General features: G+C 70.1%; 21 protein-coding genes and 3 pseudogenes. 15 read left to right on the top strand and 9 right to left on the bottom strand.

Annotation, left to right across the window (positions count from 1 at the left end; all coding sequences use genetic code 11):
- Window positions 1–98 precede the first annotated feature (98 nt).
- Window positions 99–635 carry a SigE family RNA polymerase sigma factor gene (locus tag M2271_RS30410; protein WP_280890595.1) on the top strand — a complete coding sequence of 179 codons (537 nt, stop codon included), beginning with the start codon at window positions 99–101 and terminating at the stop codon, window positions 633–635.
- Window positions 625–1,593 (top strand): hypothetical protein, encoded by a 969-nt coding sequence (locus M2271_RS30415; RefSeq protein ID WP_280890596.1) that lies wholly within the window; start codon window positions 625–627, stop codon window positions 1,591–1,593. Before M2271_RS30410 ends, M2271_RS30415 begins: the two co-directional genes overlap by 11 nt.
- Here the strand turns inward: M2271_RS30415 and M2271_RS30420 are convergent.
- The gene (locus M2271_RS30420) at window positions 1,554–2,099 is read right to left on the bottom strand and encodes a DUF4232 domain-containing protein (RefSeq protein WP_280890597.1); all 546 of its coding nucleotides are present in this window, start codon (window positions 2,097–2,099) and stop codon (window positions 1,554–1,556) included. The genes M2271_RS30415 and M2271_RS30420 overlap by 40 nt on opposite strands.
- 308 nt (window positions 2,100–2,407) lie before the next feature.
- Between M2271_RS30420 and M2271_RS30425 the strand changes: the two genes are divergently transcribed.
- The 5 genes from M2271_RS30425 (at window position 2,408) to M2271_RS30445 (ending at window position 6,497) form a co-directional block, all read left to right on the top strand.
- On the top strand, window positions 2,408–3,967 hold the full coding sequence (locus tag M2271_RS30425; RefSeq protein WP_280890598.1) for a helix-turn-helix transcriptional regulator: 1,560 nt from the start codon (window positions 2,408–2,410) through the stop codon (window positions 3,965–3,967).
- Window positions 3,968–4,292: 325 nt separating this feature from the next.
- Entirely contained in the window at window positions 4,293–5,441 is a 1,149-nt protein-coding gene (locus M2271_RS30430) for a hypothetical protein (RefSeq protein WP_280890599.1), read from the top strand.
- 27 nt (window positions 5,442–5,468) lie between these two features.
- On the top strand, window positions 5,469–5,717 hold the full coding sequence (locus M2271_RS30435) for a hypothetical protein (protein ID WP_280890600.1): 249 nt from the start codon (window positions 5,469–5,471) through the stop codon (window positions 5,715–5,717).
- A gap of 73 nt (window positions 5,718–5,790) precedes the next feature.
- Window positions 5,791–6,057, top strand: a complete 267-nt coding sequence (locus M2271_RS30440; protein WP_240865240.1) for a CopG family transcriptional regulator — start codon at window positions 5,791–5,793, stop codon at window positions 6,055–6,057.
- A complete protein-coding gene (locus tag M2271_RS30445; protein WP_280890601.1) occupies window positions 6,054–6,497 on the top strand; it encodes a PIN domain-containing protein in 444 nt (147 codons plus the stop codon). The genes M2271_RS30440 and M2271_RS30445 overlap by 4 nt, the downstream gene beginning before the upstream one ends.
- 1,436 nt (window positions 6,498–7,933) lie before the next feature.
- On the opposite strand, the gene M2271_RS30450 is transcribed toward M2271_RS30445, so the two are convergent.
- The gene (locus M2271_RS30450; protein WP_280890602.1) at window positions 7,934–8,308 is read right to left on the bottom strand and encodes a sensor domain-containing protein; all 375 of its coding nucleotides are present in this window, start codon (window positions 8,306–8,308) and stop codon (window positions 7,934–7,936) included.
- Window positions 8,309–8,479: 171 nt separating this feature from the next.
- On the opposite strand from M2271_RS30450, the gene M2271_RS30455 reads away from it, so the two are divergent.
- Together M2271_RS30455 and M2271_RS30460 are read left to right on the top strand one after the other, a co-directional pair.
- Window positions 8,480–8,722, top strand: a complete 243-nt coding sequence (locus M2271_RS30455; protein ID WP_280890603.1) for a hypothetical protein — start codon at window positions 8,480–8,482, stop codon at window positions 8,720–8,722.
- Window positions 8,719–9,150, top strand: a pseudogene (locus tag M2271_RS30460) (ATP-binding cassette domain-containing protein); the annotation flags it as partial. The gene M2271_RS30455 and the pseudogene M2271_RS30460, both read left to right, overlap by 4 nt.
- Window positions 9,151–9,211: 61 nt before the next feature.
- Here M2271_RS30460 and M2271_RS42610 read toward each other — a convergent pair.
- Complete coding sequence (locus M2271_RS42610) at window positions 9,212–10,501, bottom strand: nucleotide disphospho-sugar-binding domain-containing protein (protein ID WP_348539200.1); 1,290 nt, start codon at window positions 10,499–10,501, stop codon at window positions 9,212–9,214.
- Between the two features lie 150 nt (window positions 10,502–10,651).
- Between M2271_RS42610 and M2271_RS30470 the strand changes: the two genes are divergently transcribed.
- On the top strand, window positions 10,652–11,542 hold the full coding sequence (locus tag M2271_RS30470) for a LysR family transcriptional regulator (RefSeq protein WP_280890605.1): 891 nt from the start codon (window positions 10,652–10,654) through the stop codon (window positions 11,540–11,542).
- Window positions 11,543–11,699: 157 nt separating this feature from the next.
- On the opposite strand, the gene M2271_RS30475 is transcribed toward M2271_RS30470, so the two are convergent.
- Window positions 11,700–11,885, bottom strand: coding sequence for a hypothetical protein (locus M2271_RS30475; RefSeq protein WP_280890606.1), 186 nt, complete (start codon window positions 11,883–11,885; stop codon window positions 11,700–11,702).
- A 275-nt stretch (window positions 11,886–12,160) separates the two neighbouring features.
- The gene (locus M2271_RS30480) at window positions 12,161–12,586 is read right to left on the bottom strand and encodes an organic hydroperoxide resistance protein (RefSeq protein ID WP_280890607.1); all 426 of its coding nucleotides are present in this window, start codon (window positions 12,584–12,586) and stop codon (window positions 12,161–12,163) included.
- A 300-nt stretch (window positions 12,587–12,886) separates the two neighbouring features.
- Here M2271_RS30480 and M2271_RS30485 point away from each other — a divergent pair, with 300 nt between their 5' ends.
- Complete coding sequence (locus tag M2271_RS30485; protein ID WP_280890608.1) at window positions 12,887–13,819, top strand: helix-turn-helix transcriptional regulator; 933 nt, start codon at window positions 12,887–12,889, stop codon at window positions 13,817–13,819.
- A 954-nt stretch (window positions 13,820–14,773) separates the two neighbouring features.
- On the opposite strand, the pseudogene M2271_RS30490 reads toward M2271_RS30485, so the two are convergent.
- Window positions 14,774–15,277 (bottom strand): annotated as a pseudogene (locus M2271_RS30490) (mobilization protein); the annotation flags it as partial.
- 329 nt (window positions 15,278–15,606) lie between these two features.
- Between M2271_RS30490 and M2271_RS42615 the strand changes: the two are divergent.
- Window positions 15,607–15,738, top strand: a pseudogene (locus tag M2271_RS42615) (VapC toxin family PIN domain ribonuclease); the annotation flags it as partial.
- Between the two features lie 351 nt (window positions 15,739–16,089).
- Window positions 16,090–16,248 (top strand): hypothetical protein, encoded by a 159-nt coding sequence (locus M2271_RS30495; protein WP_280890609.1) that lies wholly within the window; start codon window positions 16,090–16,092, stop codon window positions 16,246–16,248.
- A 5-nt stretch (window positions 16,249–16,253) separates the two neighbouring features.
- Here M2271_RS30495 and M2271_RS30500 read toward each other — a convergent pair whose 3' ends face one another.
- From M2271_RS30500 to M2271_RS30510, 3 genes are all read right to left on the bottom strand, one after another.
- Window positions 16,254–17,696, bottom strand: a complete 1,443-nt coding sequence (locus M2271_RS30500) for a DMT family transporter (protein WP_280890610.1) — start codon at window positions 17,694–17,696, stop codon at window positions 16,254–16,256.
- A 356-nt stretch (window positions 17,697–18,052) separates the two neighbouring features.
- A complete protein-coding gene (locus M2271_RS30505) occupies window positions 18,053–20,056 on the bottom strand; it encodes an ABC transporter permease (protein ID WP_280890611.1) in 2,004 nt (667 codons plus the stop codon).
- Window positions 20,053–20,808, bottom strand: coding sequence for an ABC transporter ATP-binding protein (locus M2271_RS30510; protein WP_280890612.1), 756 nt, complete (start codon window positions 20,806–20,808; stop codon window positions 20,053–20,055). The genes M2271_RS30505 and M2271_RS30510 overlap by 4 nt, the downstream gene beginning before the upstream one ends.
- A gap of 118 nt (window positions 20,809–20,926) precedes the next feature.
- On the opposite strand from M2271_RS30510, the gene M2271_RS30515 reads away from it, so the two are divergent.
- Window positions 20,927–22,180, top strand: a complete 1,254-nt coding sequence (locus tag M2271_RS30515) for a histidine kinase (protein ID WP_280890613.1) — start codon at window positions 20,927–20,929, stop codon at window positions 22,178–22,180.
- The gene (locus M2271_RS30520; RefSeq protein ID WP_280890614.1) at window positions 22,177–22,863 is read left to right on the top strand and encodes a response regulator transcription factor; all 687 of its coding nucleotides are present in this window, start codon (window positions 22,177–22,179) and stop codon (window positions 22,861–22,863) included. The genes M2271_RS30515 and M2271_RS30520 overlap by 4 nt, the downstream gene beginning before the upstream one ends.
- The last annotated feature ends 7 nt before the right edge of the window (window positions 22,864–22,870 follow it).

The raw sequence follows: 22,870 nt of genomic DNA on the forward strand, positions 1-22,870 counted from the left end.
GTCCTGCGCGACCTACGAGACCTACGAGACCTACGCGATCTGTACGCACGGCGGAGGTGGCCAGGTTGCAAGGAAAGGGCAGAGATTCCGGTGGGGGCATGACCGAGGAAGAGTTCGACGTTTTCTACGCGACCGCGTTCCCCCGGCTGACCGGACAGCTCTACGCCTTCACCGGAGACCATGACGAGGCCCAGGACGTCGTTCAGGAAGCGTTCGTACGGGCCTGGGACCGGCGACAGCATTTCCTGTCGGACAGCGCTCCCGAGGCGTGGATCCGCACGGTGGCCATGCGGCTGGCGGTGAGCCGCTGGCGGCGCGCGAGGCGCTGGCTGGAACTCGTACGGCGCACTCCGCCGCCCGCCTCCACCCCGGGACCGGGTCCTGAGCACACCGCGCTCGTGGCCGCCCTGCGCGAACTGCCCCAGGCTCAGCGGATGGCGGTCGTACTGCACCATTTGTGCGACCTGAGTGTGGAGCAGGTAGCCTCCGAGACCGGCGCGCCCGTGGGAACGGTCAAGACGAGGCTGTCCCGGGGGCGGGCGGAGCTGGCGAAGCGTCTTGCGGGGGACGGGGCCGACGGGCCCGTCGACGGGGCCGCCGGGACGGTCCGGAAGGAGAGCCGCCGTGTCCGATGAACTTTCCGTCGCGCTACGCGAGTTGGCCGCCGCCCGGGCGACCGCTCCGATCGTCGGCGGCCCCGCGACACGTGTCCGGGCGATGCGCCGCAGGCGCCGCCGCCGTGCCGCCGCGGCCCTGGGTGCGGGGACCGCGGCCCTCGCGCTGCTGGGCTTCGCCCTGACCCTGCAGCTCGGCGAGGACCCGGACCACCCGGCCGGGCGCCGAACCTCCGCCGTGCCACCTTCGGTTTCCGCCTCGCGGTCGGCGGCCACCCCGATGCCCGTCCCCGGCACACTCGACCTGCCCGGGAGCGACCTCACGTTCGACGGTCGGGTGATGCGGATCCTCTCGAAAATCGACCTCCCCCCCGGGTCCACGAGCACGACCTCGATGACGGTGGTCGCGAAGCCGGTCCGGATGGCAGTGACCGTCGAGGTGCCCTCCAAAGGCTCCGCCGTGGTGGACGTCGCGCATGCGGTCGAGTTGCGCGACGGGGAGGGCGGCCCGCTCTACGTCGGAGCCCTCGCCCCCGACATCAGGTCCTTCGGGGACCACGACGCCAGAGGTGGCGTGATCGGCCTCAGTGCCGAGGACGCACAGTGGTTCTACGCCCGGATCCGCCTCGGCGCCAGCATCTCGGTGACGACCGGCAGCCCGCCGACAGTCACGCCGCCGACAGTCACCCCCTCGGCGCCCGACCCCTCGGCGCCCGACCTCTCGGCGCCCGACCTCTCGGCATCCGACCTCTCGGCATCCGACCTCTCGGCATCCGACCTCTCGGCATCCGACCTCTCGGCATCCGACCTCTCGGCACCCGCTGCCACAGCGTCTCCGGCCGACGAGGCACACGTCGCCGCCGCCAACGGCACCGCGTCCCCGGTGAAGGCGGGACACCCGGTGCGGCCGGACGGCGGCTGTGTCGTGGGGCGTCAGGGCTACCAGGTGAGGGCGTCCGCCGCGTTGTCCTGCCAGTAGGTGACGGCGGCGGCGCTGTTGAAGAAGACACCGCCGTTCGGCAGGTTCAGGGTCTTCTCCTGGTCCATCGCGTTGCCCTTCTTGTCGGCGAGGAACACGCCCAGGGTCTTCTCCGTGCTGCCCCCTTCGCCGTCGGGGGAGTACGTCAGGATGCCCGCGTACGCCGACTGACCGGGCTCGAGCGTCACCACGGCCTGCGGCGTGCTCTCCTCGACCCACGCCATCACGGACTGGGCATCGGCGCCGGCCCTCAGGTAGGGGGCGCTGTAGGCGAAGCAGGGCTTGGTGCCCGTGTTGGTGGCCTTGAGCAGCAGGTGGTTGATCGGGCGGGCCGCCTCGGTGACGGTCAGCTTGGTGTTCGCCGTGGTGCAGGTGACGACCGAGGCCTCCTTCGTGGCGGCGGAGGCAGTCTGCCCGGCGGCCTGGACGCCGACGAGCGCGAGGGCGGCGGCGACAACCATGGAGGAGGCGGACGCGCGGGAGACGAAGCGAGTGGCGATACGCATGAAGAGACTGCTTTCTCTGAACATCGGAAGGTGACCTTCCGGTTATGAACTGTGCGGTCGGTCGGCCTTGTCCCGGTCGTGCTGCGTGGCGTGCGGGTGGGCGCGCCGGAAGCGCGGGCCGTGACAGCGGAGTTGAGTGGGACCGATCACCGAGTCCGGCGAGGCGCCGTGCTTGGATGACCCGAGCCTGTGCCATGCGGCGTTCCATCCGCCATTCCATCGGGAATTTCGGAACGCCGGGACGCGCGAACCGACTCTCACCTGGAGAAACATGACCCTCCTGGGACGTCGAACGGAATGGAGGACTGGTGGAGGCGGCTGAAGAGATCGCGGATTTCGCGGCGTTGCTGTGCGAGTTGAAGCAGCGATCCGGGCTGAGCTACGAAGCTCTGGCGAAACGGGCGCACATGAGCACCACGACGCTGCACCGGTACTGCAAGGGGGAAGGAGTACCGGGCGACAACGCGGCCGTCGCCCGCTTCGCCCGGGTGTGCAGGGCGACCCCCGAGGAACTGGTCGAGTTACACCGGCGCTGGGTCCTGGCGGACGCGGCACGGGAACGCGCCCGGCGGGCCGCAGCGGATTCGGAACCGGACTCCGCGGACCGGGCCGGAGCGTCCACGTCCGTCGCAGGCCCGGAGCCACGCGCGGCGCAGTCCCGCACGGACCAACCCCAGCCGGAGGCCGCGTCGGACCCCCGGCCCGCATCCGCGCTGCCGCCCGCACCCGCGCTGCCGCCCGCACCCGCGCCGCAGACCGCACCCGCGCCGCAGACCGCACCCGCGTCGCAGACCGCACCCGCGTCGCAGACCGCGTCCGCGACTGCGCCCACATCCATGAGCGACCCCGGGAACCCTCCCGGGTCCGTCACCGAACCGTCGCCCGAGGCGGCTGTCCTCGCTCGCCGCACGCCGACGCTCATCCGGACAACTCGCAGGCGGTGGGCCCTGATCGCGGCGAGCACCGCCGCCGCCGTCGCCGTGACCACCGCGCTCACGCTCGACCTGAAGGGCAGGGCCACGGACCTGGCGGGGAACGGCCGGCCGACCGACACCGCGACCTCCTCCGGACAGCAGTCCTCCGCCAGGTCCGCCTCCTCCGTCCCCTCCACGACGCCCCCACCGGCGTCCGTGTCCCCCTCCGTGCGTCCGAGTCTCTCCCTGTCTCGGGTTCCGGCCCCGGCCCCGTCCTCCCGAACGACCGACGACGCCACCCCGTCGGCCCGCAGCACTGACACGGGCCGTGCCCAGGACGGCGACGCGGTCCCGCTGACGGTGAGCACCCGCACCTATGCCTGGGAAGACCCACAGTGCGAGGGGAAGTACCTGATCAACCGGCCTCCCGGTGAAGTCTCGCCGCCGGTGATGGGGCAGGACGTGCCGGGCTGGGTGAAGGCGCACGGCGCCATCGCCGCCGACGGGCAGCGGGTGGCGCTGACCGTTCAGGGCACCGGGGACGAAACCGTCGTCATCGAGTCCCTGCACGTCCGTGTGGTCGACGAGAGCGCGCCCCCGGCCTGGAACGCGTACGCGGGGTCGTCGGGTTGCGGCGGAGGTGTGGAGACGAGGTCGTTCGGCACCAACCTCGACGCCGGTCACCCCACCATCGTGCCGAAGGCCGGCCAGCGCGGTGTCCCCTACAAGGTCAGCCAGTCCGATCCCGAGGTGCTGTACATCACCGCCCATGCCAGTGCCCACGATGTGAAGTGGTACGTGGAGCTGCAGTGGTCCAGCGGCGGCCGTCAGGGAACCATACGGATCGACGACCACGGAACCCCGTTCCGCACCAGCGGCAGCCAGGGTCGCCCCCTCTACCAGTACCTGCTCGGAGGCACCGAATGGTTGCGCGTGGCGGAGAACACCGTCTAAAGGTACGAATGCATCAGAGGATCACAAACAAGCCCCAGGTGGCGGCGGGCCTGACCTGCGGCGGAGGGGCGCAGGCGCTGGGTGGACGCGGGATGGGCTCCGGCTCCCCGCTGTTCACCGTGGTTCCCCGTACGACCTGGCACGCATCTGGCGCAGGCCTCATCGCGAAGGCGGCTTCGCCACATGGCTCAAGGTGACAAGCCCGACATCCAGCACGCCTGGCGGTCATCACCCTCGCGGGGACGAACGGTGCTGACCGCGCACCGATTCCCATAGTGGATAAAAATGGTAGAAACACATACGCCAAATCTGCGGAGGCGTGGCGATGCGCGGCAACGCCGAGAACGACGAGGGCTCCGTCGAGGAGTACGACGACGAGCACGGTGACGAAGTCGACGCTGAGGACAGTGACGAGTACGCCGACCTCGAGGATGACGGCGAGGAGTCGGCATCGTACGAAGAGGAGCCGGTGCCCTACGACGAGGAGGACGCAGCCGGTGCGAACCCTGACGTCTTCCTCGACGTTCCGATCCTGAAGGTCGACGAGATCGACCTGGACGTCGAGGACCTGCGGGCGCATGTCTCGCTGCAGGCCGAGGTGCTGGATCTGCTCAAACTGAATGTGGGCGCCGACGTCACACTCGGCCGGGTGCACCTGGGCATCTCGGGCGTCGAGGCACAGGCTCAGCTCAAGGTGCGTCTCCACCACGTCGCACAGATCATCGACCGAGTGCTCACCACGCTCGACCGCAACCCGGAGATCCTGCATGAACTGGCGCGTGGAATCGGGTCCGCCGTGCAGGACGTCGGCGGCGGAGCCCGCCAGGCCGTGGGGGAGCTGGGTACGGGTGCCGGAAAGGCCGTCCAGGAGGTCGGCCAGGGCGCGGGGACCGCCGTACGGGATGTGGGGCAGGGCGCCGGAGCTGCCGTACAGGACGTGGGCCGGGGCGTCGGGTCCGTGGCGCAGGATGTGGGGCAGGGAGCCGGGAGGGCCGTCCAGGAGGTCGGCCAGGGCGCGGGGACCGCCGTACGGGATGTGGGGCAGGGTGCCGGAAAGGCCGTTCAGGACGTGGGCGGTGGTGCCGGGCGTGCGGTGGAGGGCGTCGGACATGAGACGAGCCGGACCGTCGGAAGCGCCGGAGAGGCGGTGGGCCGCACCGCCGGGAGCGTGGCCGGACAGGCCGCGGGAGAGACGGAAGCGGCGGGGGACACGGCACGGGACGGCGGCCACGCCGTTGCGGACGCTGCCGAGACGGCGAACGCCACCGGGGAAGGGGCCGAGCCGGCCGAGCCGCGTGCGGTGCGCAAGGGCGCGAAGGGCGCGAAGGGCGCGAAGGGCGCGAAGGGAGAGCGGAGTCGAGCCGGCCGGAGCCAAGGCGGCACCCGCACGCGCCGGGTGCGCGGAGAGGACGGGAAGCTGCCACCAAGGTCCAGTCGCCTTCACGTCGGCAGGGGGTCGGAGGAGCCGCCCTGAACGCGAGGCACGGGAGTCGGGAGCCCGGTGGGGGACATCTCGTTCCGGTCGACGGTCCACGCCGAACGTCTCCGCTTCACGCAGGGACCCCAGACAGCCGTCCGCTTCCCCGGCACCGGGAAACGGGAGTCGACGAGCCACAGCGATCGCACCCACCTACCGGACCCGGTCGTCCCCGGTCAGGACTACCAGGACGTCACCGCCGCCTACCGCCTTGCGACCAGAACGCGCTCCCGCTTGGTGAGGTTCTTCGGCGTCGGGCGTCCGCTGGCGTGAGCCCAGGCGTCTGACCGGGTATGGATGAGGCGTGCCGGATACATCAATCCGGTACATGGACTACTCTTGGTACATGTCCATGAAGCGCACGAACGTCTACGCGGACCCCGAGGACCTGGCGATCATCAAGGAGGCCGCCAAGCGCCGGGGTATAAGCGAGGCCGAGATCATCCGCCAGGGCATCCACCTTGCAGCCATGGCGAACCGGGTCTGGGACGAGCCACTGTTCTCACGCACCTTCGAGGGGCCGGGGCGCACGCTGCCCAGGTCGGAGGTCCGCGACACGGTCGCCGAGGCCGTCCGGCGTGAGACCGGCTCGGGTTCCGGATCCGCCGCGTGATCATTGTCATCGCCGATACGTCCGGCCTTCTGGCAGCGCTGGACTCGGCTCATCCAGAACATGGGGCGGCGAACGAGGCGATCATGGCGGCGGGCCTGCTGGTCATGTCTCCGCTCCTGTTGGCCGAACTGGATCACGTGGCGACGCGTGAGCTCGGCAGGGCGGCTGCCCTAGGCGCGGTCGACGACCTGCGGCGCTGGATGAGCCGGGGTCGTGTCGTCCTGCCGGAGATCACGGAAGACCACCTGGGCGCAGCCCAGTCCGTCCGTGTCCGTTACCGCGCGCTGGACCTCGACCTCGCCGACGCGGTGAACGTGGCGCTTGCCGCCGACTACGACACGGACGCGATTCTCACCCTGGACCGACGAGACTTCCGGGCCGTACGCCCGCTGGGCCGTTACAAGGCGTTCCGTGTACTCCCCGACGACCTCCCGCTCTGACGCAGGACCCAAAGCGGTCAAGTGCCTGCTTCCACAAGGGGTTTGGGCGCCGCCCACGACGAAGACATGCAGGACGGGTGTCCGCCATCGCCCAGGAACAGCGGGCTGAGGGCTCGCCTCCGGCTCATCTACGTGAAAGTGCAGGTCAGCGCCACGCTGCGACGTGATGGGGGCGCCCTCTCAAGGCGCGCGTGCCCGCTGCGTGCCCCATCTCGGGGTACAGGAGTACTCGCAAAACGCAGCAAAGGCTTCCCAATGAAACAGCCCCAGGCCGCTGACCTGGGGCTTCAAAAAGAGCGGGTGACGAGAATCGAACTCGCACTCTCAGCTTGGGAAGCTCGGGTTCTTTGGCGGTAGTTGCTGCTCTGACCTCCGGCGAAGCTGCTGTGAGACGTGGCGAGCCGACTCGTGTTCCCCGCCATTCCCCGTGGTCCCCCGCACGACCTGGCACGGATCTGGCACGACCTCTTCGTCCCGAACTACGGGCAGGTAGGTCGCTGAGGTTTGCAGGCCCGCTCAGTTGGCCTCTGGTGGCTATAGGCGTTCGCTGATGGTCGGGGTGGTTGCGGTACACCGTTGCTGTACCGCTCCCGCGCAGAGAGCCGTCATCAGCTCTAGAACATTGACGAAGGTGGTCGCCACGTCAGCGACCGCATGCCAGGTGATCACTACGACCACGACAACTGTGACGCCCCAAGGCCTCAAGTTGGGGTTTGACAAGCTCCATGGTGTAGGGGACAGACTCATTCCTGGACCTCCAAAGGGTTCGTGCCCGCCTCGTCGCCTCGCCGGGAAGCCTGTGCGACTGGGCGGGTTTTCCGTGCCCTCAGGGTGGCGCATGTGGTTCGTCGACGCGAACCTGTAGATCCCGATACCGCCCAGGCCGTACAGAATGCCTGAGTAGCCGGCGTGTCGACGACGGCCCCAGCCACGGGGCATCTCCCCCGGTAGCGAGGTAGCCCGCGGGGAACCGTCGCCGCGATCCGGCCTTCTCGGTAACACAAAGCGTCGTTGGCCTGGTGTGCGGCAATCCCCGCTGTTCCTAGGCAAGTGCCCCCGGCAGGATTCGAACCTGCGACACCCGCTTTAGGCTCCGTCATGCTGGACTATACAGAAGACGACGACGAAGAGATTGCCATGATGCTGCTACAGGAAATAGGTAACGAGGGTTTCGAGCCTATTCTGATCGCAAACAAAGAGCGCAGAACGTGGCAATCTGAAGGGGTATTTCCTGCGCATCAGCTGCTTGGTGAACTCCCAGCGTCCCGCGACGAAGACTCTTACCATAGAGGCGTCCGCTCCATCGAAGAGTTCGCGCTAGCTCACGAGTATGCCCACCACCTTCTAGGTTACACGAATGACGAATACCCGAGATCGCACTACATTAACGGAAGACTGGATCGCGAACTCGTCGAACTGGGGGTTGATCTAACCGTCTACGATGTCAACGCGATGCAGATAGTGCCTCGTCGGGGGTGCCCGCGGTCGCCGACGAGAGCGGCCCGCAGCTGCGTCGGCGGAGGCTCGGGGGCGACGACCTCGGAGCCCCAGCGGCCGAGCCGTTCGCGCTCCTGTCCGGCCAGGGAGTGCAGGGCGCGCAGCACGACGGGCACCATGAGCAGCCCCACGCCGACCAGGCTCGTCACGGCGGTGACGGCCAGCCAGAGCAGCACGAGAACGGCCAGGAACGCGGTATTGAGTCCGGATGCGAGCTGCGCGATCGCGATGCCGGTGGCGCTCAGGGCCCGTACGACGTTGTCCTTGAGCCCCGTACTCCGCTCACCGGCCGCGGCGTCCTGGTGGATGGCCATACGTCCTCCCTTCGTCGCGAAGGACCTTATGCCGGTGGACCGTTCGCCGTCAGCCCGGGGGCCGAGGAGTACAGCCTGCTGTACCTCGAACCGGGCGGGCTACGGGATCGGCCGAGGGGGGCCGCGATCCATAGCGTCGGTGACGACAGCCGACCTCAGGAGGAAGCCCCCATGCCGAACAACGACCCCTACCGCCTGACCGGTGCCGACGCAGCACCCGGCGCACCGTCGCCCGCCCTCACCCGCGGGGAGATCGCCCGCTCGCTGCTGTGGATCCTGGTGGTGATCAGCGCGGTCGCCAACATGGCGGCCTCCTACGGCGAGGCGAACACCTGGGTGCACCTGGCCTGCGGCGCGGTCACCGTGCTCTGCGGCGGAATCCTCATCGTGCGCAACCTGCGAGGCCGTCGATGAGGCCCGCCTGTGCCAGCGCCCCGCGCCCGGCCACGACCGCGGATCACACACCCGCGCCGGCCATCGTTCTGGACCGGGTCGGCAAGGAGTACCCGGGAGGCGTACGCGCCCTCGACGAGGTGTCGCTGACCGTGGAACGCGGCATGTTCCTCGCCGTGATGGGCCCCTCGGGCTCCGGCAAGAGCACGCTGATGCGCTGCGCCGCGGGTTTTGACTCCCCGACGTCCGGCAGCATCCGAATCGACGGTCACGAGATCGCCGGGCTGAACGAGACCCGCCGCACCGAACTGCGCCGTGAGCGCATCGGGTTCGTGTTCCAGACCTACAACCTGATCCCCTCCCTCACCATCGAGGACAACATCACGCTGCCCCTGCGGCTGGCGGGACGCACCCCGGACATCGAACGCCTCCCCCAACGGCACGGGAGCCACGTGCGTTGCCCACACCACCAGCATCACCCGATCAGTGGCCGTACTGAAAGCGCTCCGTCTACCGGCCGAGTTCGGTCACGGTTTCGTGTATCGCGGTCAGCGCGTCGTGCCGGGCGTACTCCGCCGCCAGCTCCGCGGCGCGCTCTCGATAGGCCGTCTCGGTCAGCACCCTCTCGACCGCCACGCGCACGTCCTGCGCCTCCGGGCGCTGTGTGGCCAGGTTGATCGCAGCGCCCACCCACGCGGCACGTGCCGTCACCTCGGCCTTGTCCTCCGTCTGGCCGGCCAGGACCATCGGCACGCCGTGGCCGAGTGCCTGCTGCACCCCGCCGAATCCGCCGTTGCTCACCAGGACGTCGGTATGCGGCAGCAGATCCCCGAAGGGGATGAACTCAGCGACTCGGGCGTTCGCCGGCACCCTCTCCAGCTCGGCGTCACGTCCCAGCGTCGCGACCACCAGCACGTCCAGATCGGACAGGGCATCGAGCGTCGGCTGGACCAGCTCGGTGAAGTCGACGTTCGCCGCGGTCCCTTGAGACACCACGACCACGCGGCGCGCTGACGCGACCTCGTCCCACCACGTCGGAAGGTCCGCCTTCCGGCCCGCCCCGGCAGGCAACGCGCCGACGTAGCGGATCGAGTCCGGCAGGTCGCCGCGCGGATAGTCCAGCTGCGCGATCGACAGCTGCAGGAACCGGTCCGGCAAGCGTGACATCCCGTCCATGACGAACGGTGCCTGCTCTGTCGCCCCGCAGGAGGCGAGCATCTTCACCAGGTGCTCCTGCGTCGAACCGAACAGTGTCTCCTGCACCATCGTGTTCGCCGCCCGGTTGCGCTCCCTGCCCTCCGGCGAGCTGTCCGGCGGGAGCCCGAGTCCGAACGGCGCGGTGTCCTGACTGCTGATCGTCAACGGCACCACCCCGAGCCCGACCACCGCGGCCGGCCGTGCCCCCGCCGCCCCGAGCAGTACCGGCCACGCTCCGAGGAAACCCGTCTCGTGCAACAGCACCACCGGCTCGCCGTCGGCCGCCGCGAGCAGCCCCTGTACTGTGCGGTGCTGATCCGGAACCGGATCGATGAACAGGTGTCGCAGCCCGAAAGCTATCTGCTCCGGCCCCGGCGCGATCGAGAGAATCTCCGGGAACAGCGCCGGCACGTCGTCGCCGTCGAAGTCGGCCGCACCCAGCAATGGCGCGAACTCGGCGCCGACCGCCTCCACCGCCTCGCGATAGTTCGAGCCCGTGGTCACGGTGACCTGGTGACCGCGCCGCACCAGATCGGCGGCGATCCCACGCATCGGCGCGAAATGCCCGTAGATCGGTGACGCAGCGACAACGACTCGTGTCATGAAAGGAGCCTCTTCCTTTGGGATACCCCGGGCCGTTCCGTCAAGCCGGGCTTCATGGCCTTCCCCCGCACCATGATCAGGCAGACCGGACGACATCGGAAACGAATATGATCGCTATCGCTTATCGCAGATCGTGATGAAAGGTCGACGATGGAGCTACGGCAGATCAGGGCGTTCGTCGTCGTCGCGGACGAGGCGAGCTTCACCCGCGCGGCGGCCCGACTGAACAGAGTGCAGTCGGCGGTCTCGGCCTCAGTACGGAACCTGGAACGGCAGTTGGGGGTGGAGCTGTTCGAGCGCACGACCCACCACGTGCATCTGACCGAAGCAGGCCGGCTGTTCCTGCCCGAGGCCAGGCGAACGCTCGCCGCTGCGCAGGAGGCCCAGCATGTGCTCGAACAGTTGCGCGGCGGACTGCGCGGCGAGGTCCGACTCGGGCTGATCCAGACCCCCCGGCACATCGTCGTCCAACCGGCCCCGCTCATCGCGGAGTTCCGCGCCAAACATCCCGGCGTGACCGTGTCCGTACAGGCCGCCGGCAGCGTCAGACACGCGGAAGACCTGCGCAAAAGACGCCTCGACGTCGCCTTCGTGATCCTCCCGCCCGAAGCCACGGCCGGACTCGACCTGCATGTCCTGGCGTCGGAGAAGATCCAGCTGCTGTGCCGCGCCGACCATCCTCTCGCCGAACGCGACCAGGTGGAGCTGGTGGAGCTGGTGGACCAGCCGTTCATCGAGACCCCGACCACCTGGGGCAACCGCCTGGCGACCGACACGGCCTTCGCCCGCGCCGGACTCACCCGCAAGATCGCCTACGAGATCGGCGACGCGGCCGGCCTGGCCTCCCTCGTCAAACACGGACTCGGAATAGCCCTCGGCCCGATGTCGTTCATCACCGAGGACGAGATCCGCGCGGTCCCCCTCGCTTCCGACGCACCCAGTCTCGCGCTGTCGCTGGCCGTGCCCGCCGGACATGCCGTGAGCGCCCCCGTCAAGGCTCTGCTCGAAACGGCCCGGGAGTTGTCCCGGCCCACGGCGTAAGGTTCGACGGCGGGGCAGTGAGCTTCTTCGGGTTGGCCACCGATCGGGTGACGCTCCACAGACCGCAACGAGCGAGGCCCCCGGGGCTGCCGATCGAGATGCCTGACGTCTCAACCACGCTGCTCGGGGGCCTCGTTGCCCATCTGACCTGCCGCTCTCAACCTGCCGCATGCGCTCGTGGCAGCAGGAGAGGTCCGAGTACGGCGAAGCCCAGGCAGTTGCGCCAGAAGGCCATGGCGAGCGGCGAGGCGGAGGCGGCGGCGGTGAGCGGGGCGGTGGCCGCGACGGAGACCACGGTGACCGCCATCGCCGCCATGGACAGCGGATCGAGCCTGGACTTCACGCCTTCGTACCGCCGTCCGCGGTATGTCCGATATTGGTCACTGGGCACGCGGTTTCTGGGAAGTCGGGGCGGCGGCTCAGGGCTTCGCCGGCGGAAGTGAGACGGTTCGGCGCCGACGTGAGCCGAGGTTGCCGGGCGACCCGACGGGGAGAGTCCTCACCGGCCGAACAGCCCCCGGCTGTGGTGGCCAACGGGCCTGGTGGGCACGGCTGCCGCCACCACGCGGCGGCGGCAGCCGCTGAGTTTCTTCGGGGGCGTCGGCCGTCCGAAGTCCCTTACTGGACCGTGGCCGTGAGGGTCACCTCGATGTTCCCCCGGGTGGCGTTGGAGTACGGGCACACTTCATGGGTGGCCTTCATCAACTGGTCGGCGGTGGACTGTTCCAGGCCCGGCAGGTGCGCGGTCAGCGACACGGCCAGGGTGAAACCGCCGGCCTCCCGCGCCAGCAGGCTCACCTTCGACTGCACGGTCGAGGCCGGCAGTTCGACCCCCTGTCCGCGCGCGATCAGGCGGAGTCCGTTGTGGAAGCAGGCGGCGTATCCGGCGGCAAAGAGCTGCTCCGGGTTGGTCCTGTCGCCGCCGGGGCCGCCCATCTCCTTCGGGACCGCCAGGACTTCATCCAGGACGCCGTCGAGGGACCGGACTTCGCCGTTGCGACCGTCACCGGTCGACAGGGCCTCGGTGGTGTACAGCGCAGACATGTTGTTTCCCTTTCGTGAGACGCGGTCCGGCCGGTACGCCGGACATCGCGTCCGGGACGTGGTGGGCGGGGATGCCGTGGCCAAGTGAGTCGGGCCGAGCCGAAGCCGGGACCGCGTGGACGGCGAAGCCGCCGTGCCGGGTTCCGGGCCGGTGACGCCGGTTGACCCCCGCCCGTGTTCCGTTCCGGGGGCCGACTCTGCGTCCTGCTCGTGGGCTCCGAGTGTGCTGGCGCCGGCCGCTCGCAGCCTGCCCTTACCAGGGGCAGGCTGCCTGGCGTCCCGGTGATCGATACTCGGCGCATGGACAAGAAGCCGCGGTTGGGGGAGTTCCTCAAGATGCGCCGGTCGCAGTTGCAGCCGGCGGACGTGGGACTCCCGGATTTCGGGGAACGCCGTCGCGTGCCGGGTCTGCGCCGTGACGAGCTGGCACAGCTCGCCGGGGTGGGCCTGTCCTACTACACGCGGCTGGAGCAGGGGCTCTCGCTCAACGCGTCACCGGAGGTGCTGGACGCGCTGGCTCGTGCCCTCGGGCTGGACGAGGTGGAGCGGGCCCACCTGCACGACCTGGCCCGCGCCTCGCGCCGCACCGGCACCCGGCGCAGGCCCGCGCCGGAGCGGGCGGGTGACACGACCCAGCAGCTGCTCGGCGCGTTCGGCGACGCGCCCGCGATCGTGCTCGGGCGCCGCAGCGACGTACTGGCCTGGAACCGCACGGGACACGCACTGTTCGCCGGGCATCTGGACCCGCACATCCCCGATCAGCCCGACCAGCGCCCGAACACGGCTCGGCTGGTCTTCCTGGACGCGCACACCCGGGACCTGTACGTGGACTGGCCGAAGAAGGCCAGGGACGTGGTGGGGAAGCTGCGGCTCGCCGTCGGACAGCATCCGGACGATCCTCGGCTGGCCGCGCTGATCGGTGAACTGGCCATGAAGAGCGCGGAGTTCGCCACGATGTGGTCCGAGCACCGGGTCAGGAAGTGGGACCTTGCGACGTACCGCATGCACCATCCGCTGGTAGGCCGCATGCAGCTCAACCTCCAGACCCTGAACGTCCCGCAGGAGGAGGGCCTGCGCATAGTCGTGGCGACCGCCGACGCCGGCACCACGTCAGCGGCAGCGCTGTGCCTACTCGCCCAGACCGGCGTCCCGACAGCTATTCCCACCACACGGCAGGCGGGACGCATCGAGACTCCGGAATCCCCACGGGACGGGGCCGACAGCCGGAGCTAGGCGCTTATGCGGAAGCGATGACCGCGCCGCGCCACCCAACGAGACCGGGCCGACACAGGGGGCGGCCGCCGGCGACTTCGCCTTCTCATCGCAACCCGTTCCACTACTGCCACATCTCTGCGATCGACCCGCTGCACTCTCTCGGCCGTAGGGACCCTGTTTTGACACGTTCGATGACTCTGTTGCTGAATTCGTCAGCCGGCGAGTTGGTGGCTGAGGCGCTCGAGTCGGCTGGTGCGAGGCTTGCGTAGGGGGTCGGTGGTCCACCAGGCGTCGAGGCGGACGATGTTGAGGGCGGTGGCGGAGTAGATGCCCTCGTCGTCGGCGTCCCGCTTGCATCGGCGAACAACGAGTCGTCGAAGACCTCGGCAAGGTGGTCACGCAGGCGCATGGGCAGGCTGCCACCAGGGAAGGCGGCGCGAGCCGTCCTGGCGGTCTGTTCAGGAACAGGCGGCAATTCCCCCGGTCGCATGGACACTGCACCGACCCCCTACGGCCGGAGCAGACAGAACGACCGCACCAACGATCATGCCGGGCCGCCCCGCACCCCGGCAGGCAATTCACCAACAGAGTCACAACCTCAACGACCGCCGAGGACACGGCAGTTACGCCCCCGGATCACTCCTCGCGACGACCGCCGGCAGCCGTGCTGGTCACAGGCGCATGATGAAGCGGCCGTCGGGAAGCTTGCGCAGCCAGCCCCGCTCAGGGAGCTTGGTCAACTTCCCCCGCAGCGGCTCCAGTCTGCCCCGCACGCCCGTGTCCAGACCCGGCAACCTCGCCGACCGCCCGGGTCGCCACCGGCGCCCCGGCCTGGCAAAAGCCATCCTGTACCCGGAGGCCGACGAGCCGTCGCCCCCAGGTCCGGTGCCGAAGCCGCTCGGCTCCGGCACCGGCAAGCACCGCAAACCTCCGGCACCCAGGCCGGATGGTGGCGGTCGGGCGCAAGGGTGATCAGCGTCGCCGCGCCTGCGGCTCCTGTGGAGCGGCGGAGTGCACCACGGCGTGATGCGCATTGGGTGCCTGGGCTCGTGGGCCGGGTGCGTGGCGTTCACCGAGGCGTTGGATGCGCCAGGTGAGGGTACGGGCGGTGGAGCGGGCGTCGTCCAGTGCACGCTGGTCGGCGGCGTGTTGGAGGAGTTGTCGGGGGTCGTGGCCGGCGGTCTCGGCTTGGGCGAGGGCGGCGGCCAGGGCGGGCCAGGCGGGGTCGTCGAGGACTTGCTCGGCGTGGTCGGGCAGGACGGCTCGTAGGTGCTGGGCGTGGCGTTCCACGGTGTGGGCGGGTGGCTTGTGCTGGGCCAGGGCGGCCAGCGGTGAAGCCGCGGCGTGTTCGTAGGCCGTCTGGAGGTAGGCCAGGGCCTGGTGGGCGGCGGCGACCTGCTGGTCATGGTGGCGGGCTTGGTGCCAGCGGGCTGCGGCGATCACGACCAGGATCGCGACATCGCGGAACATCGCCAAGACAACAAGCAAACCCCAGGCCGCTGACCTGGGGTTTCATCATGGAGCGGGTGACGAGAATCGAACTCGCACTCTCAGCTTGGGAAGCTACGGCGCTTGGGCGGCCGTATGGTCGCTGACCTGGTCAGATTCGTTGTGCTGCGGCAGCAGTGAGCGTCTGATGACACCACTATTGACCGTGGTTGTCCGCTCTTACGGGCACACTGTGGGCACGGGCGTGACCAGCAGCCGGGCCGTACAGCCCGTAGTGCCGGCGCTGACCGGACCGCATCGTCTGTGGGGTATCTGGAGGGTCCGTCGCGACTGCATACACCGGAGCCGACGGGTGGAGCCGTGACCTCGTCATCGCCGCTACTGCCGCCCACCACGGCTTGGCTGTCCTCCACGACGATGCCGACTACGGCACTGTCGCCCGGCACGCATCCGACCTGACCGAGCACCACATCCACGACGTCGTCTGAGGCGATTCCAACGCCTGACAGGTTGTGGAGTTGTCCTCACCGTCAGGCGCAGGTGGCGATCAAAAGCGGAACTCACCAGGGATACGAGTCCAGGGATGCCGTCGCATTTGGTCAGGATCTGTTCCAGCGTGGTCCTTGCCACGCTGATCTCGATCGCGCCAAGGTTTGTCCGACGTCGACCGGGCGGACGCGGCCCCCTTTTGCCCGGCTCAGAGGCCGCTTGACAAAGGCGCTCGGATTGCTGATCCGTAGCTCTGAAGAGTTCGGTCATTGGAGGTCATATCACTCGCCATGGCCCTGGACCGTATTGGAGGGCACCGTTCGTCAGCGCCGTTCAGTCAGGATGACGGCATGGCGGACTTCACCCTGACCGGTCTGCGCGTCGTCCACGCAGTCGCCTGGCTCGGCCGAGCCGTCGTCGCCGTCACGGTCCGCGACCGCTCTCCCGAGGTGACGGCCACCGTGGGGGCACTGCGCCACGAGGCCGCACAGCTTCGTGCGGCCCCCTGAGGTGCTCACTCCTGATGGGAGTGAACGGGCTTGTGCAGCGGGCGTCTGTCCAGGGCGGCAAGCATCTCCGTGCTGTAGTACGGGTCCTGCCGGCACATTGCCCGTAAAGCCGAGGCCAGTTCGTCGATGACATCTTCGTCCGTCACGCTGCACCACTCCTGGTAGGCGTGGTCGAGGCAGGTGCGAGTGCTGGGGAGATCCCGGCGCGCCGAAGAGGAGTGGAACCGGGCGGCGGTCAGCCACAGCCGGGCGGAGAGGGCGTGGTCCGCGGCGATACGGGCGACGACGGCGCGTACCTCGATCCAGTGCGTCGCCTCGGTGGACTTGGTGCCGTGAACGCGGACGGCCTCGTTCTCCAGACTTCTGATGGTGTCCTCGACCGCCCTGAAGCGCCCCCTGTGCGCTTCGCGCCACAGAAAGGCGTGGATGTCGCCACCGGGTATGTGGTTCAGGGCGAGGAGCGGATGCTGCGGGAAAGCGACGAGAGCACGTACCTCGCCTGTGGTGTCCATGTCCGTGACAGTGTCCGTCGCCGGATCCGCGCGTCGCGCGTCCGCGACCACCACCGCGGTCACTCCCAGCATGATCATGAGCAGTCCCGGCCACGCTGTCGCAGCGGGCAGCTGGCCGAGCCACAGCCAGGCGATCAGTGCGGCCACGGGTGCCTCCAGCAGCAGCAATATGCTCACCGCCGTGGCCGGCGCCCGGCCGAGCACGAAATTGAGGGAGAACAGGCCGAGCAGCTGAGGAAAGATCAGCAAACCCAACAGGGCGAGCCAGGTGCCACCGTTGAAGGCGAACACAGGCGTTCCGGTCACGAGGCAGAGGATCAGCAGTTCCACCGTGCACACCGAGGAGCACAGCACCGAGTACACCATCGTGCTGACATCGGGCCGGGCCTGTTCGCTGATCGCCGTGTAGCCGGCGAGTGCGATCGCGCCCGCGAGGGCGAGCGCGTCACCCACGACCGCTTCGGTGCCCGCCCGCCCGTCCATACCGCTGGCGATCGCCGCGCCCGCCACGGAGACGCCGAGGCCGGCCCAGGTCGCGCGCGGCAGCCGGTGGCCCTGCAGCGTCGAGATGAGGGCCTGCCAGACGGGCTGGGTGGCGACCAGGGCGGTCGCCATGGCGACACTCGTCATCCGGGTGCTGGACATGAAGGTGGCGAAGTGCGCGGCCAGCGCGGTACCGGCGAGAGCGCCCAGGAGAGCGCCCCGGCGTTGCTCCTTGCGTACGAGAAAACGCTCGCGCCGGAAGACCTTCCCGAACTCGCGCCGGCGGATCAGCGCGACCACCGGACCGAGGGTCAGGAGCCCCAGCGCGTTGCGGCCCAGCGCCAGCGCGAGCGCGGAGCCGGTGGCGAACGCGGTGAGAGGCGCGGTCGCGGAAAACGCGCCGACCGTCACCAGCACGGCGGAGAGGGAGATGGCATCAAGCTTTGTGCGCACGGCGTGGGGGAACCTTCTCGTGACATGGGGTTCAACACCTGCCCATGACAGGTGGATTGGTCTGGTTTCAGCCCGTCAAGAGCGATCAGCAAGGCCAAGGTCGGCGACACAGTCCCGGCTGGTCCCGGCTAGTGCCGCGACAGGCAACGTTCGCCCCGTCGCGACGCCTGGCACGCTCCCCCAGCCTTCGGCCGGGGGACCCCCACTCGCCGCACCGGGCGAAAGCCCAAGTACGTCCAGTACGAGGGCTTCCGCCCGGCACGCCGAGAGCACGCTCCCCCACTCTCGGCTGCGCTCGAGCGGGGGGACCCCCACGACGCCGCTCCTTCTCGGGCAAACATTGCCTGTCGCGGCACCTAGTCCGGGCGCGGGCCCGCTTCCCTCGCGACCGAGCGGAGCAGTGGGCGGCTCGCCGCGCTCGCGCCGGCCAGGCCCGCGAAGCCCAGTGCCAGGCAGCCGGCGAGGAGCGCGGTGCCGGGGCCGTCGAGCTGCGGGGAACCTCCGGCGAGCGTCAGCGGCGCCGCGCAGAACAGCCCCGTGATCACCGCGCCGCCCACGAGCACGGCGGCGGGCAGCACCGACTCCGTACGCCGGGCCGCGTCCAGGACCCGCAGCGAGGTGCCCGCGAGGTGCAGCAGGCCGTACGTGCGGCGGCGGTCCAGGACGGACGAGGCGGCGGTGATGCCCGTAGCGGCGATGGCGATGGCGAAGCTCGCGCCGAGCACGGCCAGTGTCACGAGGTGGAAGTCGCGGTTGAACTGGCGCGACTGCCAGTCGACGTCCGGGCCCGTGAGCGGGTACTGGCCGGGTACGAGGCCGGTGAGCGCACCGCGCGCCGCGTCCAGGCGGCCCGGGTCCGTGGCGGTCGCGGTGACCTGGCGCTCGCCACCGCCGCCCACGCCGGTGGCGACCCAGTCGTCGTTCGCGCCGACGGTGGCGTGGATGCCCGAGCGCTCCAGGCGGGCGGCGGCCTGCTGCCGCACGGCGGCGACGCGCTCCTTCGGCACGGACAGCGCGAGTTGGTCCGCGCTGCCCCACGGCGAGTCGCCGCCGAGGCTGAACAGCGCGAAGAAACCGGCCACGAAGGCCGCCAGCGTCAGCGCCGACACCGCACGCCACACGGACTTCGGGTCGTCGAGCAGGCGGCGCCCCGCGAGCAGCGTCGCCGGTCGCCGCGCCGACTGGGCGACGAGGCCGCCGAGTACGCCGACGACCCAGGGGCCGATGACGGACAGCGCGGCGAAGACGGCGGCGCAGCAGTACACCACCGCGTCGATGTCCATCGACTTGCCCTTGGACAGCTGCCAGTAGCCGAGCAGCACTGCGACGAACAGCAGAGCGCGTACGGCCTTCAGACGGGGCGTGCGCGAGCGGCGCACGACGCCGAGCGGGCCAACGACCACCTGCCGCAGCCCCGCCAGCGCGCTGGCCGCCACCATCAGCACCACGCCGGCGAGCACGATGAGCAGGACCCCCGTACCGACCCAGAGGTCGGAGGCGTACCAACGTCCGCCTTCCAAGGGGACCTTGGCCGCGACCGGCAGCAGCACCGCATAGCCCAGCGCGCCCGCGACGGCGCCCGCCGTACCGGTCAGCGTCGCCTCGGCCACCGCGATCCCCGCGATCCGGCCCGGCGCCGCACCCAGCAGCCGTAGCGTGGCCAGCCGGGTGTCGCGACGCGAGACGGACAGCCGGGCCGAGGAGGCGCCGAGCACGAGCAGCGGCACGATCAGCAGTGCCGTGGCGATCTTCACCAGGGCCTGGTACTGCGCGCCGAGGCCGTCCGCCGTGCGCTTGCCCGCGAAGTCCGCGACGGGCGTGGGCGTGACGATGTCCCCCGGGCGGCGCGGGTCGGTGCCGCGCTTCACCGTCATCGCCGGGTCGTCGGCGCGGTGCCCGACGACGGCCACCTTCTCGCCGGGCCTGACCAGCGCGGCGCGGCCGAGCGTGCCGGTGGTGTTCCTGCTGCCGGGCAGCTTGCCGAGCGCGGGCGACGTCCACACCTCGCCCGGCTCGGGGAAGCGCGGCGTACCGGGAGGCGCGGGCACCTCGCCGCTCCGGCCCGGCAACGCGGCGACATCGACGACGGTCACGGGCTCACCGCCGATGAAGGTGGTACTCACCGCCTCGACGGCCACCGCGCGCGAGAGCTCGGCCTCGGCGGGGGTACGCCAGTCGGCGTGCGCGGCGCGTGAGGCGAAGCCGAGGTTGGCGCCGACGCACAGGAGCAGCAGCGTGGTGCAGATCGCCGCGGCGGCGACGGACAGCCCGGCGCCGAGACGGCCGTGCCTGCCGCCGCCGCGCAGCAGCCGCCAGGTCAGGGTCCAGGTGGTGCGGTCCAGGGTCCTCGCAGTCCTCATCGCGCAACTCCGCCGGGCACGCACGCCGTTGAGCCGATCACGCCGGTCCAGGACGGGCCGGCGTCCGCGTCCCGTACGATCCGCCCGTCCCGCACCTGCACCGTACGGTCGCACCAGCGGGCCACCGACCGGTCGTGGGTGACCACGACCAACGCCGTGTTCTGCCTCCTGGTGACCTCCGTCAGCATCCGGATCACCTCCTGCCCGGTGGCCTGGTCGAGCGCGCCGGTCGGCTCGTCGGCGAAGACGACCTGGGGGCCCGCGACCAACGCCCGTGCGAGCGCGACCCGTTGTGCCTGCCCGCCGGACAGTTGGCCGGGGCGGCTGTCCTCCTTGCCCTCCAGTCCCAGCGGCACGAACCACTGGCGCGCGCGCCGCTCCGCCTCGCGGCGCGAGGTACCGCCGAGCATCAGCGGGAGCGCCACGTTCTCCACTGCCGGCAGTTCGGGCAGCAACTGCCCGAACTGGAAGACGAAGCCGAAGCGGGTACGGCGCAGCTCGCTGCGGTGCGGCTCGCGCAACTGGTCGATGCGTTCGCCGTCCAGCAGCACTTGGCCGCTGTCCGGGCGCTCGATGTTCGCGAGGCAGTGCAGCAACGTCGACTTGCCGGACCCGGAGGGGCCCATCACGGCCAGCGACTCGCCCGCCTGCACGGCGATGTCCACGCCGTCGAGCGCACGGGTGGATCCGAAGGACTTGGACAGTCCGATGCCGTTCAACACGGTAGGCGGCCAGGAGGTGTTGTGGGTCATGTGCTCCAACATCCGTCTCGGCGACGGCCCTTCACCTCGGCCGGCCGACCGGTTCGAAGCCGCCGCGTCGTCCTTTCGGCCGAGGCCGCACGGCGGGGGCCGCCCCTACGCTGCGGATGTGCGAGACGCGAGATACACAGACGATCACACCAGGAACCCCCCGCTGCTCCAGCGCACCACCCTCACCGCCCTGGGGGTGGTCATGGCGCTGTTGTGGGTGGTCGACGTGACCGGCGCCGCGTCAGACGCCGGACTCGAAGGCGGCAGCGCATGGTGGAGGCTGGCCCCGGGCCTCGCGGCGGCCGTCGCGCTGCTGCTGCCCCACAGACAGCTCGCGCCGGCCTGGGGTGCGAGTGCCGCGGTGCTCGTCTCCTGGACGGTGACGCTCGCCCTCTTCACGTCCGTGAAGCCGTGGCTGATCGCCGACTGGGGCCTGCTGGAGACGCTGTGCCTGCTGCTCCTGCTGGTGCGCACCACGAGAGACACACCGCAGCCCTGGCTGGCCGCCACGCTGGGCACCGCACTCGCCTCCGCCGTGATCGCGGCACCGATGCGGATGCTCGACAACGGCAACGTCTACTTCTCCCTCCTCCTGATCTTCTTCACGGGCGGCGCCGTGGGCATCGGCTCCTACCTCCGCAGTCTCGACGACCGCAGAAGCCGTGCCGTCGCCGACACGCGCCAGAACGAACGCCTGGAACTCGCCCGCGAACTTCACGACTTCGTCGCCCACCACGTCACGGGGATCGTCGTCCAGGCCCAGGCGGCCCGGACGATCCGCGAGATCGCGCCCGAGCAGGTGGACCCGCTGCTGCACGGCATCGAGCAGGCCGGGGCCGAGACCCTGCAGTCGATGCGCAAGCTGGTGCGCGTGCTGCGCGACGACACCACACGGGCGGTGCGGCCGGGGGAGCTGTACGCCGAACTGGGCGAACTGGTCGCCACGTTCTCCGAACGCGACGTCCCAGCCACCCTCCAGGTCGCGGCTGAGGCCCGGCAGACGCGGCCGGCCCCCGAGGTGGAGACCTCCGTGCGGAACGTCGTGCGCGAGGCGCTGACGAACGTACGCCGCCACGCGCCGGGATCACCGTCCGTCTCCGTACGGGTCGCCCTGTCGAACGATGACGGCGGTGATGCCGACAGCGCGGCTGCCCGGCGGCTTCGGGTCGAGGTGCACAACGCACCACCGCCCCGGCCTGCGGCACCGAACGCCGAACCCCTCGGCGGGCGCGGCGGCCTCGGCCTCATCGGGCTGACCGAACGTGCCGAGGCGGTCGGCGGCACGCTCCACGCGAGCCGGGCCGAGGACGGCGGCTGGAGGCTGACGGCGGAATTCCCGCTGCGCGGCGCTGTGGCAGGATCCCCTGCATGACCAACGCCAGCGGATCAGGCGGATCGGTGATCCGGGTCCTGATCGCCGACGACCAGGAAATGGTGCGCACGGGCTTCCGGTTGATCCTCCAGACCCAGCCCGGTATCGAGGTCGTGGGCGAGGCGGCCGACGGCGCGGAGTGCGTGGACCTGGCCAGGAAGCTGCGCCCAGACGTGTGCCTGGTCGACATTCGGATGCCGAAACTCGACGGGCTGGAAGTGACCCGGCTGCTCGCGGGCCCGAGGGCCGTCGATCCGCTGCGCGTGGTGGTCGTGACCACCTTTGACCAGGACGACTACGTCTACGGGGCGTTGAGCAACGGTGCCTGCGGGTTCCTGCTCAAGGACGCGGGCCCCGCACTGCTGCTCGAGGCCGTCCGCGCGGCGGCGCGCGGCGACGCACTGATCTCCCCGTCCGTGACCGTACGACTCCTGAAACGGATCGGCGAGCAGCGGACCGCCGCCCGCGACGAGGTGTCTTCCGGTCCGCTGACGGAACGGGAGTTGGATGTGGCCCGGCTGGTCGCCGAAGGGCGGACCAACCAGGAGCTCTGCGCCGAGCTGTTTGTCTCGCTCTCCACCGTCAAGTCCCATCTGACCAACATCCAGGCCAAGTTGGGGCTGCGGAACCGCGTGGAGATAGCCGCCTGGGCATGGCGCTACGGCGTGGTCGGCGACCGCTGAGTCTCCA

Source organism: Streptomyces sp. LBL, assembly GCF_029893585.1.
In the GTDB taxonomy this organism is placed as follows: Bacteria; Actinomycetota; Actinomycetes; order Streptomycetales; family Streptomycetaceae; genus Streptomyces.